At 65.2% G+C, this 17,817-nt stretch carries 15 protein-coding genes; 2 read left to right on the top strand and 13 right to left on the bottom strand.

From position 1 onward, the window contains the following. Genes NKI32_RS05245 through NKI32_RS05220 form a run of 6 tightly spaced genes read right to left on the bottom strand, consistent with a single transcriptional unit; the run spans window position 1 to window position 7,296 of the window. Window positions 1-462: a MarR family winged helix-turn-helix transcriptional regulator gene (locus NKI32_RS05245; protein WP_023671294.1), complete on the bottom strand. Its 462-nt coding sequence runs from the start codon at window positions 460-462 to the stop codon at window positions 1-3. Beyond that, a complete protein-coding gene (locus NKI32_RS05240; RefSeq protein ID WP_023703687.1) occupies window positions 459-1,043 on the bottom strand; it encodes an amino acid synthesis family protein in 585 nt (194 codons plus the stop codon). Before NKI32_RS05240 ends, NKI32_RS05245 begins: the two co-directional genes overlap by 4 nt. Next, window positions 1,036-1,920 carry a UPF0280 family protein gene (locus NKI32_RS05235; protein ID WP_023693117.1) on the bottom strand — a complete coding sequence of 295 codons (885 nt, stop codon included), beginning with the start codon at window positions 1,918-1,920 and terminating at the stop codon, window positions 1,036-1,038. The genes NKI32_RS05240 and NKI32_RS05235 overlap by 8 nt, the downstream gene beginning before the upstream one ends. Next, window positions 1,920-3,461: a hypothetical protein gene (locus NKI32_RS05230; protein ID WP_023693116.1), complete on the bottom strand. Its 1,542-nt coding sequence runs from the start codon at window positions 3,459-3,461 to the stop codon at window positions 1,920-1,922. The genes NKI32_RS05235 and NKI32_RS05230 overlap by 1 nt, the downstream gene beginning before the upstream one ends. Next, complete coding sequence (locus NKI32_RS05225; RefSeq protein ID WP_353002142.1) at window positions 3,458-6,421, bottom strand: molybdopterin-dependent oxidoreductase; 2,964 nt, start codon at window positions 6,419-6,421, stop codon at window positions 3,458-3,460. The genes NKI32_RS05230 and NKI32_RS05225 overlap by 4 nt, the downstream gene beginning before the upstream one ends. A gap of 11 nt (window positions 6,422-6,432) precedes the next feature. Then, complete coding sequence (locus tag NKI32_RS05220) at window positions 6,433-7,296, bottom strand: FAD binding domain-containing protein (RefSeq protein ID WP_023745842.1); 864 nt, start codon at window positions 7,294-7,296, stop codon at window positions 6,433-6,435. Window positions 7,297-7,572: 276 nt separating this feature from the next. Between NKI32_RS05220 and pncA the strand changes: the two genes are divergently transcribed. Further along, a complete protein-coding gene (gene pncA, locus NKI32_RS05215; protein WP_023683560.1) occupies window positions 7,573-8,187 on the top strand; it encodes a bifunctional nicotinamidase/pyrazinamidase in 615 nt (204 codons plus the stop codon). 85 nt (window positions 8,188-8,272) lie between these two features. Next, complete coding sequence (locus NKI32_RS05210; protein ID WP_023823943.1) at window positions 8,273-9,640, top strand: sodium:proton antiporter; 1,368 nt, start codon at window positions 8,273-8,275, stop codon at window positions 9,638-9,640. 161 nt (window positions 9,641-9,801) lie between these two features. Here the strand turns inward: NKI32_RS05210 and NKI32_RS05205 are convergent, their stop codons facing one another. From NKI32_RS05205 to pncB, 7 genes are all read right to left on the bottom strand, one after another. Beyond that, window positions 9,802-10,539 carry an ABC transporter ATP-binding protein gene (locus NKI32_RS05205; protein WP_023707773.1) on the bottom strand — a complete coding sequence of 246 codons (738 nt, stop codon included), beginning with the start codon at window positions 10,537-10,539 and terminating at the stop codon, window positions 9,802-9,804. Then, window positions 10,536-11,261 carry an ABC transporter ATP-binding protein gene (locus NKI32_RS05200; RefSeq protein ID WP_023693111.1) on the bottom strand — a complete coding sequence of 242 codons (726 nt, stop codon included), beginning with the start codon at window positions 11,259-11,261 and terminating at the stop codon, window positions 10,536-10,538. The genes NKI32_RS05205 and NKI32_RS05200 overlap by 4 nt, the downstream gene beginning before the upstream one ends. After that, the gene (locus NKI32_RS05195) at window positions 11,258-12,220 is read right to left on the bottom strand and encodes a branched-chain amino acid ABC transporter permease (protein WP_023689192.1); all 963 of its coding nucleotides are present in this window, start codon (window positions 12,218-12,220) and stop codon (window positions 11,258-11,260) included. The genes NKI32_RS05200 and NKI32_RS05195 overlap by 4 nt, the downstream gene beginning before the upstream one ends. Further along, complete coding sequence (locus NKI32_RS05190) at window positions 12,217-13,098, bottom strand: branched-chain amino acid ABC transporter permease (RefSeq protein ID WP_023671284.1); 882 nt, start codon at window positions 13,096-13,098, stop codon at window positions 12,217-12,219. The genes NKI32_RS05195 and NKI32_RS05190 overlap by 4 nt, the downstream gene beginning before the upstream one ends. A gap of 284 nt (window positions 13,099-13,382) precedes the next feature. Next, complete coding sequence (locus NKI32_RS05185; protein ID WP_023689191.1) at window positions 13,383-14,687, bottom strand: ABC transporter substrate-binding protein; 1,305 nt, start codon at window positions 14,685-14,687, stop codon at window positions 13,383-13,385. A 152-nt stretch (window positions 14,688-14,839) separates the two neighbouring features. Further along, a complete protein-coding gene (locus NKI32_RS05180; protein WP_353002141.1) occupies window positions 14,840-16,282 on the bottom strand; it encodes a hypothetical protein in 1,443 nt (480 codons plus the stop codon). A 191-nt stretch (window positions 16,283-16,473) separates the two neighbouring features. Continuing rightward, on the bottom strand, window positions 16,474-17,778 hold the full coding sequence (gene pncB, locus NKI32_RS05175) for a nicotinate phosphoribosyltransferase (protein ID WP_023683568.1): 1,305 nt from the start codon (window positions 17,776-17,778) through the stop codon (window positions 16,474-16,476). Between the last annotated feature and the right edge of the window lie 39 nt (window positions 17,779-17,817).

The following is a 17,817-nucleotide window of genomic DNA, read 5'->3' as shown; positions in this document are numbered from 1 at the left end:
TCAGGCTAACTTCGCTAGCAGCCGCATAAACGTGGCCGCTTCCTTGGCCGTCAGCGGCGCCAGTGTCTCCTGGGTGATGGCGCGGGCCAACGGGATCAGCCGTTCGATCGCCTCGCGTCCCTCGGGCGTGAGGTTGACCAGCAGCCGCCTCTTGTCGACCTCGTGCTTGGTCAGGTCTACCAGGCCTCGCGCCTTCAGCCGGTCGATGACGCCCTTGACCGTCGCCGCGTCCATGGCGATCAGCGTGCCCAACTGGTTCTGCGAGGTCTCGCCGACATCGTGCAGCTTGGCAAGTGCAGCAAATTGCGGCGGCGTCAGGTCGCTGATCTGGGCGGCAAAGATCGAGACATGGCGCTGATGCGCCTTGCGCAGGATGAAGCCGACCTGCTCCTGCAGGCGGTAATCATGTTCGTCGGGCTCTTCGGCCTCGACCAGCTTGAGAAGATTGTCACCGCCGCTCATCGCAGGCCATCCCAGGCCTTGATGTCGCCTGCAGCCAGGCCGCCCATGCGGTCGTGCACGCGCGGGCCGCAGCTCATAGCGAGGCAAAACAGGATTTCGTCGGCACGCGGCCCGTCGCTGAGGCCGACCTCCATGGCGTCGAAATGGCTGCGGACATAGGCAGCGTTGGTGTGGCCGAGCGGCACGTCGAGCCGCGAGCCGAACGCCCCGACCTTGGTTGCCGACGGCACGATCGCCTTGGCGTCGCCCAGCCGCTCGCGCATGGCATAACCGCCCGGCACATGCCAGAGCGCGCCGTGCTCCAGCTCCCCTGACGAACCGACGATGGTGCCCTTGCCGTAGGCGTCGATCTGCTTGATGTCGCCGCCCAATGCGGCAATGAGCTTGTCGGTGAGCAGCAGGCCGAGCGGCTTCAGATCGTCCATGGCGCTCTGCAGTTCTTCGACGTAGCGGCCGGCGAACGGGTTCTTCACCAGGGCCACGGCTGCAGCGCGGCGGCGCGGCAGAGCAGCGACCGGCCCGCCATCGTGAAAGATCTCTTCGGTAAGAACCGCGATCTTGCGGATCGGAAACTCAGGCATGGGCAACTTCCTTCCCTGGACTTTTGTTGGGCGCGGCAAGCGCCATGGAACCACTGATGCGGGCTTCCCCGCCTAGAAACAGCGCCGATGCGGCAATCAGGCCGCGCCGGCGAAAATCTTCGGCGACGGCAAGGCCATTGTCCAGCGCCCGCTCCACATCGCCACGCGCGAGCATGCCGACGGCTTGTGTCACCAGCCGTGCACCGAGATCGCTGTCGGGCACCAAGTCCTGCGCGGGAATGCGCTTGATGGCGGGATTGCCGGGCAGGTCGACGGCGTTGGCAATGAGTGTCGCGGCCGCATCGGCCTCGGCGCCGGTGCGCGCGAGCACGGTGACGGCGTCGGCAATGCCAAGCGAGAACGAACGGCCGCGCCAGCCGCTCGTGGCGACGCCGCGCACGCCGTCCGCCGAGCGAATGGTGAGACGGTCGGCCAAGCCGTTGCCGGTGCCGGCGATCGCCAGGTTCATCGACTGGCCCTTGCCGATGTGGAGTGCGCTGTCGCCGCCATTGTTGACATAGGCGCGGTCGAGTCTGCGGCCTGCAAGCAATGCCGAGAGCATTTCGTCGGCTACCGATCCGGCGACGGCGGCCATCGGCGTGATGAAGCTTTCCGCCAAGGGCATGACGGCTGCTTCCATGCGCCGCGCGGTCGGGCCGGCGAAGGTGCGCGGCGCCAGGAAAAATGCCGGCAGCCGCAATTCGGGAAGCTCCTCGACCAACTCGATCAGGATCGTCTGGAAGCGCTCGATCGCCTGATCGTAGGCGGCACGACACTCAGCCGCCTCACCAAAGGCCTCGACGATCAGGTCGATCGGCCCGTGGTTGAGGTGCAGCCGCTTGCCGTCCTGCAGCCAGTGGACTTGCGGGCCTTGCATCACGCGGCCCCGTTCGAGCCGGCGCGGCGCAACTGCGCCAGCGGCGGCCATGGATTTTGACAGGCAGCCCCGGAGCCGCGACGCGGATTGAGGTATTCGCCGCCCTTGGCAACAATATCCTCGACGCTGCGTATCTCGGCCTCGTAGCCGCCCAGCCTGACATAGTCGTCGCGGCGCAGCGTGAACTCGATCGGCGCCACCAGGGCCGGGGTCGGCACATAGCCGAACGCGCCTTCCGGCACGCGCGTGACGTCGACCATCAGCGTGATGCCGCCGCCCGGCCAGACATAGACCGGCGCGCCGCCGACGGTGACATAGGTCTTCAAGCCCTGCACCGAGCGGGTGAGATTGACCGGGTTTTCGGTGACCCCGGCGCGCAGCGACCCGCCGGCGCCGCCGATGAACAGCACGGTGCAGAGCGCCGGTTCGCAATTGTCCTCGATCAGGCCGACCGATTTTTGCAACCGGTCCGGGAACGGTTTTTCCACAGGCTTCAACTCGTCGTCGAGCTCGTAATAGGCGAACTGCTCGCCAGTGGTCGACACCATCAACAGCGACAGGCCAGGACGCGCGCCCTTCTTGGAATTCCATTCGCCGAGGATCGACAGCGGGTCGGAAATGCTTGTGCCGCCCCAGCCGAGGCCGGGCTCGGAGACCTTGAAGTAGCGGCCCGGCGTCGAACGGCGGCCGATGATTTTTATCCCCGTATCCTGCCAGCCCAGCACCTTGCCGGCTTGATGCTCCGACACGACGCCGGTGATGTGGTCGTCGACCACCACCACTTCGTCGACCAGGCCGCGCCATTGCGTGGCGAACATGCCGATGGTGGCCGAGCCGCAACCGACGCGCATGCGATGTTCCTGCTTGCCGTCGATGACAGGTGGTTTGCCGGCTTCGACGATGATGGTGGCGCCACCGTCGATGGTCAGTTCGACAGGCTTGCGGTTGCACAGATTGAGCATCGCGTCGCAGGTTGCCCGGCCTTCGGCCTTGGAGCCGCCGGTCAGATGATGCACGCCGCCCAGCGACAGCATCTGCGAGCCATATTCGCCTGTCGTGACGTGGCCGATCGGCTCGCCTTGCGCGCGCACGATTGCCGTTTCGGGGCCGAGATGACGGTCCGTGTCGATCTTCACCTTGACGCCGCAGTACGAAAAAATGCCTTCGGTGACCACGGTCACCAGATCGACCCCCTCGACCTCCTGGCTGACGATGAAGGGAGCCGGCTTGTAGTCGGGATAGGTGGTGCCGGCGCCGATTGCAGTGACGAAGCGGCGGCCGGTGTTGACCAGTTCGCCGTCCCATTGCTCGCCCTCGGCAGTGAAAGGCACGACCGCGGCGCCGCTCTCTGCCGCATGGTCGAGGATGGTCAGCGGGTCCATACGCACGATGCGGCCACCGACATTGCCGTAGCGGTCGCAGGCGCCGGTGCGGCCATCGGCGATGTAGCACATGACCGGACAGGCATCGCAGCGGATCTTTTCCGCCACCAGCTTTTCGCCGGGATCGTGGGTTTCGAAGCGTTCGGCAAGCTCGCTCATCGGCGTGCCTCCTTGTCGTCGATGCCATCTTTTTCGCGGATGGCGGCGCGGATGCGCGTCGGCGTCGCCGGAACCTTGGTGATGAGAAGGCCGGTTGCGTGGCGGATGGCATTGAGGATGGCGGGTGCGGTCGGGATCAGCACATGCTCGCCCAGGCCCTTGGCGCCGAACGGCCCCTCGGGATCGGGAACCTCGATCAATATGTGCTCGATCTCAGGCACGTCGCCGATGGTCGGAATGAGATAGTCGTGCAGATTCTCGGTGCGGCCGGGGATGTATTCCTCCATCAGCGCCATGCCGATGCCTTGCGCGATGCCGCCCTCGATCTGGCCTTCGACCAGAAGCGGGTTGATCGCCTTGCCTACATCGTGCGCGGCGGTGATTTTCAAGAGCTTCACCGTGCCGAGCTTGAGGTCGACCTCCAGTTCGGCGATCTGCGCGCCATAGCCATAGACGGCGTAAGGCTTGCCCTGGCCCTTGGCGTCGAGCGGCAGCGTCGGCGGGTCGTAGGTTTCCTCGGCGCGGAAGACGTAGCCGTCCGCATCGACATCGAGGGCGGGGAGATCGATGCGCCGAGTGGCTTCGCCCTCGCGAATGACGATCGCCGGGCCGTCCAATTGCAGGCTCGCGTTCTCCGAGACATTGGCAAAACGCAGGATCTTTTCGCGCAAGGCGCGGCCGGCCTTCTCGGCCGCCTTGCCGGTGACAAAAGTCTGGCGCGAGGCCGATGTTTTGCCGGCGTCGGGGCTGATCGCGGTGTCGGCGCTCTTCAGCTTGAATTTTTCCAGCGGCAGGCCGAGTGCGTCGGCGCAGATCTGGGCGATGACGGTGTTGGAGCCCTGGCCGATATCGACGGCGCCCTGGTGCAGGATGACGTCGCCCTCCGGCGAGATACCGACCCTTATGGTCGACGGATTGGGCAGCGAGGTGTTGCCGCAGCCATACCAGCAGGACGCGATGCCGACGCCGCGCTTTTTGCTCGTATTGGCATTGTTGAATGTATCTGCGTCGGCCGTCGCGCGAGCCCAATGCGGCCGCAAGGAGTCGAGGCACTCGAATATGCCGACGCCCGACTCCAGTCGCTGTCCGGTAACCGTTTCGGATCCGTTCCGAAGGCAGTTCTTCAGCCGAAAATCGAGCCGGTCCATGCCCAGCTTGCCGGCGAGCTCATCATAGAGCGTCTCCTGCATGATCGTCGCCTGCGGCACGCCGAAGCCGCGGAAGGCGCCGGAAATCGGCCCGTGGGTGTGGATGGCGCGGCCTTCGGCGCGGTAATTCGGCGTCGCATAGGGACCGGAGGCATGCACCGGCACGCGGTTGGCGACGGTCGGGCCCCAGCTGGCATAGGCGCCGGTGTTGAAATCGCCGGAAAAGATCATGCCGGTGACATGGCCCTCGGCGTCAGTGCCGATCGTCGCCTTCATCTCGGCTGGGTGGCGCTTGGTGGTCGACATCATCGATTCGGTGCGGGTGTAGGCAAGCGCCGCCGGCCGGCCGGTTTTCAGCGCCACAAGGCCGATGAGCGGCTGCAGTGAAACGTCCAGTTTCGAGCCGAAGCCGCCGCCGGTCGCGGTCGGCACGATGCGCACCTTGTCGACGGCAAGACCGAGCACCTTTGCCGTTTCGTCACGGTCCATATAGGGGGCCTGGGTGCAGGCGACGACGACCAGCGTGTCGCCGTCCATGTAGGCATGGCCGGCTTCCGGCTCGATATAGGCGTGCTCGACATAGGAGGTGTCGATGGCACCGGACACCGTGTAAGCAGCCTCGCCAAGCGCCGCCTCGGGGTCGCCGCGCTCGACAAAGCCCTTGGTCAACAAATTGGCCGGGCGGTTCGCGTGGATGAGCGCAGCCCCTTCTGCCTGCGCGTCGCCGGGCTGCAGAAAATGCGGCAGCTCGGTCCAGCGGACCGGGAAATCCTGGAGGTCGAGATCGAGCATGGCCTCGCGCTCGCCGGCGACCAGCGCCACTGCCTCGCCGCGCAGCCGCGCAAAGCCTTCGGCCAGCGCCGGCTGGTCGGCAAACGGACCGATGACGCCGAAACAGTTTTTTCCCGGAATGTCGGCGGCGGTGAAGACGCCGACGATGCTGGGATGCGACTTCACCCAGCCCTCCAGGTCGCCGAAGGCGAAGCCGGCATGATAATGCGGCGAGCGGACCACCAGCACGGCCAGCGCATCGGCGGGAAAGGCATCGGCGCCGAATTTTTCAGCGCCGGTGACTTTTGGCACGCCGTCGAGCCGGACCGGGGAGGCGCCTACAGCATTCCCTGTGGTTGGCATTCTACGTTCAAAGTTGAATTCCAACGAATGACGTTGGCGCTGCCCCTCACCCTTACCCTCTCCCCGTGAAGAACGGGGAGAGGGGAGCGTCGGCGCTGGAGCACTTCCCTTCTCCCCGTCACTATACGGGGTGAAGGTGCCGGCAGGCGGATGAGGGGCAGCGCCGTCGGTCGACGTCCCGAACCGTCCCGCATCCATCACTGCCGCGACGATCTTTCTGTAGCCGGTGCAACGGCAGAGGATGCCGCCCAGCGCATCCTGCACCTCGGTCTCGGTCGGATTCGGCGTGCCATCCAGCAGCGCCGTTGCCGCGACCAGCAGCGCCGGCGTGCAGATGCCGCATTGCGCGGCGCCATGCGCCAGGAAAGACGCCTGCAGCGCCGACAGCCGGCGATCGGCGAGGCCTTCGACGGTCGTTACGGACGTCCCGGCTGCGGAGGCCGCCGGCATCAGGCAGGCGCAGACGGCGTCGCCGTCGACCAGCACCGTGCAGGCGCCGCAATCGCCGGCATCGCAGCCAACCTTGGTGCCCGTCAGCTGCAATTCGTCGCGCAAAACCTGCGACAGACGGCGCAGCGGCGGCACATTGACCGAGACGGCGGCGCCATTGACGGCGAAGGCGATCTCGGCGCGCTCGATGCCGAGGCCCGGCACGAGGTCGGGCAGGGCTTCAATCATCTCAGAGTGGCTCATGCCGCCACCATGCTGTTGTCGTTCGTCAGCCCGCAGGCCCCCAGCACGGCGCGAGCGACAAGCTCGCGCGCTGCGTCGAGCCGGTATTCGGCGCTGCCGCGCACGTCGGCAATCGGCGAGAGCTCGGCCATCGGCGCGGACAGGAGAGCATCGGCGAGTGCCGGGCCGACAGGCTTGCCCACCAGCACGGCTTCGACAGCGGCGAGCCGCCTGGCGACGGCCGAGCAGGACCCGACCGCGACAGCGGCTTCCATGACTATGCCACTCTCGGCAACGAGGCGCGCCGCCACCATGGCGATGGAGATGACGAGGTAGCGCCGCGCACCGAGCTTGACGAAGGCCGACGTGCCGGCAGAGGCCCGCTTCGTGATGCGGATGGCGGTGACCAGTTCGCCCGGCAGCAAAGCGGTGCGGCGGTTGCCGAGAATGAACTCCTGCAGCGGCAGATGACGCGTCGCGGCTGCAGAGCGCAGCTCGACCTCGGCGTCCAGCACCAGCAGTCCCGGAACGCCATCGGCGGCAGGCGAAGCATTGCAGAGATTGCCGGCGATCGAGGCGACATTCTGGATCTGCAGGGAGCCCACTTCGCGCGCGGCCTGCTTCAGCGCATCGAAAGCCGCCGGCAATGGATGGCGGACAAGGTCGGTCCAGGTGGTGCGGGCGCCCAAAACCCAATGGGTTTCGGTCTCGGCAATGCCGCGCAGCGAGACCAGGCCGTTAATATCGAGAACATTGTCGCGGAACGGTTTGGCGCCCTGCGCCGGATAGAAATCGGTGCCGCCGGCAAGCACGCGCCAGGCGCCCTCGCCCAGCAGAGCGAGCGCCTCGTCGAGCGTGGCGGGTTTCGCGTAACGGATCACGCTTTGCCTTCCAAAAAAATAGGCCTTCCCATTGGGACCTTCAAAAGGTGGGGTCTTCCCGAACCCCGCCAATGTCTGATCAGGCCAAATTCATTCGTATGCAAATGATATCAAGCTGGCGGAAATTGTCAAAGCCGGAGTTTAAGGGAACCCGGCCGCCAAGCATTTCTTACGCTTGCAGAGGTTGACGCAGGCGGCCATCCGGTCAAGTTTCAGTCGCATCAGCGGCGTATTTCACTCGATCCCCCGTTCGAGACGTAGAAGAGGAGAGGCGCCATGGCCGACGAAGCGCTTGTTGTCATCGACCTGCAAAACGACTTCTGCCCCGGCGGCGCACTGGCGGTTGCCGGCGGCGACGAAATCGTGCCGCTGGTCAACGATCTGATTCGGCATGCCGAGCATGTCGTGCTGACGCAGGACTGGCACCCGGCCGGACATTCGAGCTTTGCCTCCAGCCATCCGGGGGCGCAGCCCTTTAGCGCGATCGAGATGCCCTATGGGCCGCAGACGCTGTGGCCGGACCATTGCATCCAGGGCAGCCTCGGCTCGGATTTTCACTCGGGGCTCGCCTGGACCAAGGCCGAGCTGGTGATCCGCAAGGGATTTCGCCCTGATATCGACAGCTACTCCGCCTTCTTCGAGAACGACCACAAGACGCCGACGGGGCTCGCCGGCTACCTCAAGGAGCGCAGCATCGACAGTGTGACCCTGGTTGGCCTGGCGACCGACTTCTGCGTTGCCTTTTCGGCCCTCGACGCGGTCAAGCAAGGCTTCAAGACGACGGTGCGGCTCGACGCGTGCCGCGGCATCGATCTAAACGGTTCGGTCGAGGCGATGCTGAAGAGGATGCGCGATGCCGGGGTGAAGCTCGAAGACCCGATCTCGGAGTGACTGGATCGTGACGCATCGAGGGGGCTGCACACAGTTGGGGAAGGCTTTCGCGGCAGGTGTACTCGCTTCCGCTGTGTCTCCGCAAATGGCCTTCGCGGCCGAGGCCCGCGGCCTGCCCGATGCTGCCATGTCGCTGTGGTGGGCGCTGCCTTTCGCCGGCCTGCTGCTCTCGATCGCCACCGGACCGCTGCTGTTCCACCATGTCTGGGAGCATCATTACGGCAAGATCGCCGCCGGCTGGGCAGCGCTGGCGATCATCCCCCTGATGGTTGCATTCGGCGTTCCGGTAGCCGGCGAAGCCGTGCTGCACACGCTGCTCACCGAATACATGTCGTTCATTATCCTGCTGTTCGCGCTCTACACCATTTCGGGCGGCATCCTTGTGGCCGGCAACATCCATGGCACGCCGCTGGTCAATGCCGGGCTGCTGCTCGTCGGGGCAATGCTGGCCTCGGTGATCGGCACCACCGGCGCCTCGATGATCCTGATCCGGCCGATGCTGCGCGCCAACGACAACCGGCAGTTCAACGCCCATGTCGTCATCTTCTTCATCTTCCTGGTGTCCAACATCGGCGGCTCGCTGACGCCCTTGGGCGACCCGCCATTGTTCGTCGGCTTCCTGCGCGGCGTCGACTTCTTCTGGACGACGGCGAACCTCTGGCGCGAGACGCTGTTTACCGGCGGCCTGGTGCTGCTTGTCTTCCTGGCCATCGACATCATGCTGCATCGCCGTGAAGGCGGCGCGCCGAAGATCAAGGATCCGACGCCGGATACGAAGGTGCGTCTGCGCGGCCTGGCCAATCTGCCGCTGCTGGCCGGCGTCATCGCCGCCATCCTGCTGTCGGCAGCGTGGAAGCCGGGCGTGAGCTTTTCAGTGCTGGGCGTCAGCCTCGAATTGCAGAACCTGGCGCGCGACGCCATCATCCTGGGGCTCGCCGGACTGTCGCTTGTCGTTTCCCTCAAGAGCCATCGCGAGGCGAACGGCTTCACCTGGGGCCCGATCGCGGAGGTGGCAAAACTGTTTGCCGGCATCTTCGTCTGCATCGTGCCGGTCATCGCCATCCTTCGCGCCGGCCATGACGGGGCGCTGGCGCCGCTGGTCGCGCTGGTGACGTCACCCACCGGCCAGCCCAATGATCTCGCCTATTTCTGGCTGACCGGCGGGCTGTCGTCCTTCCTCGACAATGCGCCGACCTATCTGGTGTTCTTCGAACTCGCAGGCGGCGACGCGCGGCACCTGATGACGGAGGCGGCCTCGACGCTGGCTGCCATTTCGGCCGGCGCGGTGTTCATGGGCGCCAACACCTATATCGGCAATGCCCCCAACTTCATGGTCTACGCCATCGCCCGGCATCGCGGCGTGAAAATGCCGGGCTTCTTCGGCTACATGGCGTGGTCGGGCGTGGTGCTGATCCCGATATTTCTGATTACAGGTTTTGTCTTCTTTGCGTGATGCGAAGGGCGCTGGGCCCTTACCTACCCCGTGTGGGGAGGTCGGACCGAAGGTCCGGGTGGGGGTAGGTGCCGCCCCCACCCGGCTGCTTCGCAGCCACTTGTCGGGGCGAGCCACGGGTCTCGCCCGTCCTTCGGACCCCCACAAGGGGGAGGGTAATCTTAGCCGACGCCCACATATCGGCGCACCGCCGACGGATCGGCGCGAAGCTGTTCGACATCCACCGTCTCGCGGTTACGGCCGTTTTCGATGAAGCAGACGCGGTCGGCGACGGACAGCACGGCGTCGACGCGCTGTTCGACCAGAATGGTGGAGACACCTAGCTCACGCAGCTTCACCACCGTCTCGCGGATCTTGGCGATCATCGACGGCATCAGCCCCTCCGTCGGCTCGTCTAGCAACAGCACCTGCGGCTCAAGGCAAAGCGCACGGGCCATGGCCAGCATCTGCTGCTCGCCGCCGGACAAAGTGCCGGAGCGCTGGCGCAGCCGCTGGCGCAGCAGCGGGAAGAGATCGAGCACGCTTTCGCGCGTCGCTCTGCCCTTGCCGCGCGCCATCAGACCGATCTCGATGTTTTCCGCCACCGTCATCTCGGCGAACAGCCGCCTGCCTTGCGGTACATAGGCGACGCCGGCCTTGGGCACCTCATGCGCCGGCAGGCCGGTCAACTCCTTGCCGGCGAGCCGGATCGAGCCGGCGCTCGACGGAACCAGCCCCATGATCGCTTTCAGCGCCGTCGTCTTGCCGGCGCCGTTGCGACCGAACAGGCACAGCACCTCGCCCTTGTTGAGCACGAGATCAAGCTCGTAGAGCACCTGGACCTCGCCATAGAAGCAATCGAGCCTGGAGATGGTCAACGCTTCAGTCTCGTGGGCCTCAGTCTTGGGGGCTTCGCTCATGGCGCCGTCCCCAGATAGGCTTCCTGCACCTGTGTGTTGGCGCGAACCTGTTCGGGCGTGCCTTCGGCCAGGATCCTGCCGGCGTTGAAGACGGTGATGCGGTCGGCCAGCTGCATGACGACCGGCATGTTGTGCTCGATCAGGAGCACGGTGGCGCTCTTGGCAATCTCGCGCACCAGTCCGATGAAATTGTCGATCTCGCTGTCGGCCAGCCCCTGCGTCGGCTCGTCGAGGATCAAAAGCCGCGGCTTAAGCGCCAGGCCCATCGCGACTTCCAGCAGGCGCTGGTGGCCGTAGGAAAGCTGGCCGGCCGGCATATGGGCGCGGCCGGCAAGTCCGGTGCGTTCCAGCGCGGCCATGACGCCGGTGCGCACCGCACCTTTCGAGCGGCCATCGGTCAGCGTGCGCTGCACCGGCAACGCGACATTATCGTAGGCAGAGAGGTTGGCGAAGACGCTGGTGATCTGGAAGGTGTAGGCGATGCCCCGGCGCACCCTGAGATAGGCCGGCTGGCTGGTGATGTCGGCGCCGTCGAAGACGATCATGCCGGACGATGGCTGAATGCGGCCGCTGACCAGGCTGACGAAGGTGGTTTTGCCGGCGCCATTGGGGCCGATGACGGCGCGGATCTCGCCCGGCATCAGCTGAAAATCGACACCATCGACGGCGCGCAGGCCGCCGAAACTGCGCGCCAGGCCTTTGGTGGTCAGCAACGGCATCATGGGAGCCACCCGAGCCAGCGCTGGCGGATGGTGCCCAGAATGCCTTTGGGGAAAAACAGCACCAGCAGGATGAGCGCAATACCGACGATCAGGAGATAGGCGGAGGTGTAGCCGCTGGCGGTGTCGATGACATAGTACATGAACACCGTGCCGAGCAGCGCGCCCAGCGTCGTGGCGGCGCCGCCGAGCAGCACCCAGAGCAGCGGCAGGATGGAATACTGCACCGAGGCAAAGCTCGAGCCGACATAGCCGAACAGCAGCGCATAGGCCGCACCCGAGGCGGCGCAGATGGTGCCGGAGACGACGACGGCGATCAGCTTGTTGGAGAAGGTGTCGTAGCCCAGCATTTTCGTGCGCTCCTCGTTCTCGCGCACCGCGACCAGCACGCGGCCATAGCGGGAGCGGACGATGGCGAGGGTGATCAGCAGCACGACCGAGAACAGCGCCAGCGCGCTCATGTAGCGCACGGTCGGGTTGGTTAGGTCGAGCGATGTCGCGCCGAAGGCCAGAACCCGCGCCGGCTGCGGCACGACCAGACCCTGGTCGCCGCCGGTCCAGGCGGCGAAATAGAGGATGACGAGGTAAAACACCTGCGCGAACATCATGGTGACGATCATGAAGGCGACGCCGGTGGTGCGCAGCGCCAGCAGGCCGATCACCAGTGCCAGCAGCGCGCCGCAGGCGATGCCGGCGAGGAAAGCCAAAGGCACGCTCCAGCCGAGATGGATGACCGCGAGACCAGCGCCATAGAGCCCGGCGGCGAAGAACATGGCGTGGCCGAGGCTGAGCAGGCCGACATAGCCGAACAGCATGTTGTAGCCCATGGCGAACACCGCCAGCACCATGATTCGGGCCAGCAGGCCATGATGGTAGTCGGGCAGGACGAAGCTCAGCGCAAACAGTAGCGCGATGACGCCGAGATGCAATGCATAGGCTTTTGCCGGCGAAGCTTCGCTCATCGCGACGCCTGCCCGAACAGGCCCTGCGGCCGGAATACCAGCACCATGGCCACCAGCAGCGTGGCGATGATCTTGGCCAAAGTCGGCGAAAAGAACACCGAGATGATGCCGTCGGACAGGCCGATCAGCACGGCGGCGACGACGGTGCCGCGCAGCGAGCCGAGGCCGCCGATGATGACGACGATGAAGGACAACAGCAGCGGGTCCTGTCCCATCAGATAATGCGCCTGACTGATCGGCACGATCAGCACGGCGGCGATGGCCGCCAGCATGGCGCCGAGCCCGAAGACGCCGGCATAGACGCGGTCGACCGGAATGCCGAAGGCCTGCGCCGTCTCGCTGTCATATTGGGTGGCGCGCATGATGAGGCCGATCTTGGTGCGCGTCAGCACCAGCCAGGTGGCGATGAGCAGAAGGGCCGAAGCGGCAATGATCGACAGCTTGTAGCCGGAATAGCCGAACCAGGGCAAAAGGATGCGGTAGCTGAAGGGCGGCTCCACCGGGCGGGCTTCCGGGCCATAGAAGCTCAACGCCAGCTGCTGGATGATGTAGAGCATGCCGATCGTGGCGACGATGGTGGCTTCCGGATTGTAATTGAGCCGCCGCAGCACAAGCCGCTCGGCTACCAGCGCAATGGCGCCGACAATCAGCGGCGCAATCACCAGCGCCGCCAGGAAGCCGAGCGTGGGATGGCCGGGTATCGCCGTCGAGATCGCCCAGGCCAGCACCGCGCCCAGCATGAAGAACTCGCCATGGGCGACGTTGACGACGCGCATGACGCCGAACACCAGCGACAGCCCAAGCGCCGTCAGCGCCAACACGGCGGAGGTGACAAGGCCTTCGAGGGCGGCGAGGAGGAGATGGGGTCCGAAATGCATTCAGGGCGCCCTTACCCTCCCCTTGTGGGGAGGGTGACCGCGCAGCGGTCGGGTGGGGGTTGGGCACGGGCCGTCGCGACCCCCCCCCCCCCACGGGGGCCGAGGCAGGAGAGAGGGGGAGGGGGGGGCGCCCCCCCCCCCCCCCCGGGGGGGGGGGGGGGCCCGCCCCGGGGGGGGGGGGGGGTTGGGCCCGGCCCGGCGCGACCCCCACCCCGTCTCGCAAGCTTCGCAAAAGGCCGAAGCTTGCGTGCCGACCCTCCCCACAAGGGGGAGGGTAAGGCGCCTCACAGCGCCTGCGTCGTATAATCCCCTTCGGCCTCGTAAAGCCCGTCCTCGATCTTGGTCTTGTGGACGACATTCAGCTTGCCACCTTCGACCTTGGAGATGTTCTGGATGCCAAAACACTGGTGGATCTTGCCGTTGAAGGTCTTCGGCCCCTGCGGATGCTCCGGCCCTTCGGCGAATTCGGTCAGCGCCTCGGTCGCCTCGACCAGCTTGGCGCGGTCTTCCGGGCCCTTGTAGCCGGCGTCTTCCATCGCCTTCTTGACGACATAGAGCGTCTCCCAGCAGCCGAACATGTGGGCGGCGGTGGAGACGTCCTTGGGGTCGCCAACGGCAGCGCCATTTTCGTCGATGCCGACGGCGGCGCGGTAGGCTTTCTGCGCGGCCGAGTCATTGGCCTGGGCATAGCGCGGCGAGCCTTCCCAGAAATGGCTGCCGTCCAGGAATTCGAGGCCGGGGCTGTTGATGTCGGTGGCTTCGAGCGAATCGATGAAGCCGAACAGCTGCGGCCGGTTGGAGCCGTAGAACTCGCCGAGTTCCTTGACGAAGGTGAGCACGGCCGGGCCGACCATCACGTGGTAGATGACTTCGGTCTCGGCGGGTATCTGCGGGAAGTATTTCGTGAAAGACGACTCTGTCGGCGGGATGGCGATCTGGGCGATGACCTCGGCGCCTTGCGCCTTCAGCGCCGGCGGCAGGTAGTCGCGATGGTCGTAGCCGAAGGCGAAATCCGGGAAGATCTGCGTCACCTTCTTGCCGGCATTGGCCGCGATCCATGGCGCCATCGACTGGATCTGGCTCTTCACATCGGTGATGCCGGGCTGGAAGACGTAGCGGTTGAGCTTGGTCGAAGCGACATGGTGGCCTTCGCTGACGACGAAATAAGGGATCTTGTTTTCGCCGGCGGCCGGCGCCGAGCCGATCACGACATGCGAGAACAGCGTGCCGAAGACGATGTCGGTCTTGTGCTGGGTGGCGAACTTGCCGACCACTTCGGCGCCACGGCCGGGATCGGTGCCGTCATCCTCGATCACCAGTTCGACCGGCCGGCCGTTGATGCCGCCGGCATCGTTGATCGCCTTGACAGCGGCGGCACTGGTCTTTTCGTACCAGCGGCCATAGGCGGCGCCGATGCCGGTGCGGTGCGACTGGAAGCCGATCTTGATTGGCGCTGAACTCTGCGCCTGGCTGTAGCGGACGAAGCCGGGCGCGAGCGTCAGCCCGGCGCCGGCGGCGAGACCTTTCAGCGCGGTGCGGCGGCTAAGGGTGGATTTGGAGAGATCGAAAAACCCATTCTTGTCAGTCACGGCAGTTCCCCTGTTTTTGAGTTTTGACTGTCTGTAACGAGGCAAGGCCACTCCCTTGCAGGAGGGGCAGAAATTGCATGTGTACAAACTAAATCACCAAAGCACAGAGCTTGCAAGCGGGCTTTCCGCAAACGCATGTTGATCAGCTTGTCTCATCCGGCCGTCGGCGTGGCAAGCAACCACAGGCCGAAGATGGTGTAGGCAATCATCAGCATGGTGAGCGGCAACTGGCTGAGGGCGGCGCGCGATGGCACCTGGTGCAGTCGCCAGGCCAGTCCATGGGCAACGAGCACCGCCAGCATGTGCCCGGCGATGATGATGCCGGCCTGCAGGTTCCACAGCCACCAGGCGGAGTGGGCCCCGGCGACGATGCCGGCCTCGATCTGCATGTCGGCGGCGCCGAACAGGTTCCATCCCAGCGCGAACGGGTCGGACAGAGCGGCGATCGCATACTGGCCGTCGACCAGCAGCGCCGTCAGATAGTGCGCGACATGATAGGCGAGCGCGATCGGCACGATCGACCACACCAGCAGCCCGGCGGCCTCGCGGAGGGAATGTCGGCTGCCGGCGAGGCGCTGGCCGAGGATGACGGCCAGCAGGAATGCCGCCGCCAGCAGAACGAAGGTCAGCACGAGGCCGAAGCTGCTAATGCCGATGAGCGCGGTGCGGCCGGGATATTCCAGCGGGTTGATGCCGGACAGGCCGAGCCAGAAGAAGGTTTTCGACAGGCCGTCGAAGGACACCGATGACAGGCTGAGCAGCAGGACGGCCATACCGCTTGCCGGCAGGGGCGCTGCGCCGAGCAGTTTTGAGCCCGGCCAGCAGAGAGCGAGGCGACCGTGTTCATCGCGCTCGACGATGGCGAAACGAGCCACCATGGCGAAAAAGATCGTCAGGAATTCGCCGCGCCGGCTCCAATCGCGGTAGCCAAAGGCGAGCATGGCGATGAAGGTAAGCAACCAGTAGAGGCCAGCGACATAGGCAAGCCGCGCCGGGTCGTCGGGCGCCGGGTAGATCAGTTCGAACCAGGCGAAGGCGAAGAACAGGATAACGGCCGGCCAGCGGCCGAGCCATGAAGGCAAACGCGATTTCTGTCCCTCACCGCCACGAAGCTTGAACAGGCGGCTTACGATCCGCCACGGGCCATACCATGGATTCAGCCACGACCAGAGATCGCCGAACAGGCCTTGGGCGATGGCAAGGCCGACCCAGAGCAGCGTCCAGATGATCAGGGGCAGCGGATTGGAGAGCGGGTCGCGGCTGCCGAACAGGCCGGCGGCGACGAGGGTTGCGAAGCCGGCAAAGGAGATGAGGCTGATGATTGTGCGGGCGGTGTCGGCGAATGGGAAGAGCGGCAGGCGGCGGCGCCAGAAGCGGTCGAGGGTTGCGGGTGGCAGCAGGGCGAGGACGAGGAAGCTGAGGGCGACGGCGAGCGCGCCGCCGGCGATGTAGTAGCCGGTGGGCAGGAGGAGGACGTGGCCGCGGTCGGAGGCGTGGGCGAAGGCAGGGTTGGGGAGGAGTGTGAGGGTGGGGGAGCAGGCGACATATGTCAGCCTGATGCGATCCTTCACACCCCCCTCTGGCCTGCCGGCCATCTCCCCCGCAAGGGGGGAGATTGGATGTCGCCGGGGCTTTCGCCAACTTTCAAGGGTAAAGAAAGAGGCGCGGTACTCGACGCTGCCAATCTCCCCCCTTGCGGGGGAGATGTCCGGCAGGACAGAGGGGGGTGGGCGGGAACTCACGCTATCGCGATTTCCATTTCGTCCAGCAAGGCACCCGCCGACCCTCAAACCTTGACCAGCTGCTCCACGCGGTCCTTCGCCCCAAAAATCCGGAGATAGCGCTCGATCTCCTTCTTGTCGCCCGTCGCTTTCGCCGGATTGTCCGACAGCTTCACCGCCGGCCGGCCATTGGCCTCCGTCACCTTACAGACCAGCGATATCGCATCCAGGCTGTTGGTTTCGGTCGGCGCGCAGCCTTCGAAATCGTTGGTGAGGTTGGTGCCCCAGCCGAAGGACATGCGCACCTTGCCCTTGAAGTGCCTGTAGGTCTCCTCGATGGTCTCGACCTCGAGCCCGTCGGAGAAGATCAGCAGCTTCTGCCTGGGGTCCTTGCCCTTCTCGCGCCACCAGTCGATGATTTTTTCGCCGCCTTCGATCGGCGGCGCACTGTCGGGGCGGAAGCCGGTCCAGTCGGCGACCCAGTCCGGCGCGTCGCGCAGGAAGGATGCGGTGCCGAAAGCGTCGGGCAGCACGATCAGCAGGTTGCCGCCATAATAACGCTGCCAGTCCTGCAGCACCTTGTAGGGCGATTCCTTCAATTCCTTTTCCGACTTGGCAAGGGCGGCAAAAACCATCGGCAGTTCATGCGCGTTGGTGCCGAGCGCTTCGAGGTCGTTGTCCATGGCCAGCAGCACGTTGGAGGTGCCGGTGAAGGCTTCGCCAATACCTTCTTTGAGCGCCTCGACGCACCAGCGCTGCCACAGGAAGGAATGGCGGCGGCGGGTGCCGAAATCGGAGATGCGGATGCCGGGCAGCGCCTTCAAGCGTTCGGTCTTGGCCCACATCTTCCCCTTGGCGCGTGCATAGAGCACGTCAAGCGCGAAGGGACCGAAGGCGCGCATGGCGGCGCGGGAGCGAAGCTCATTGATGATCGCCAGCGCCGGGATTTCCCACAGCGTAGTGTACATCCAGGGGCCACTGAAGGAGAGCTCGTACTGCCCGTCGCGCTTGGAGAGCTCGTAGTCGGGCAGCCGAAAACCTTCCAGCCAGGCGAGGAATTCCGGCTCGAAGATCTGCTTGCGGCCATAGAAATTGTTACCGCCAAGCCAGATCATCTCCTTTTTGGAGAAGCGCAGCGTGCGGGCATGGTCGAGCTGGTCGCGCAATTCGCCTTCGTCGATGTCGTCGGCCAGGCGCACCGAGGTGGTGCGGTTGATCAGCGAAAAGGTGGCGTCGACCTTGGGGTACATGCCCCAGATCATCTGCAGCATCAGAAGCTTGTAGAAATCGGTGTCGAGCAGGCTGCGGACGATCGGGTCCAGCTTCCAGGTGTGGTTGTAGACGCGCCGCGCTATATCGGTTCTTGCCATGTCCTGCCGTCGCCTTCGCTGCTCACGTCTGTCTTACGC

The organism is Mesorhizobium sp. M0761 (assembly GCF_040320205.1).
Lineage (GTDB): Bacteria > Pseudomonadota > Alphaproteobacteria > Rhizobiales > Rhizobiaceae > Mesorhizobium.
Note: the sequence above shows the minus strand (reverse complement) of the source record. Positions and strands in the feature narration are given on the sequence as shown.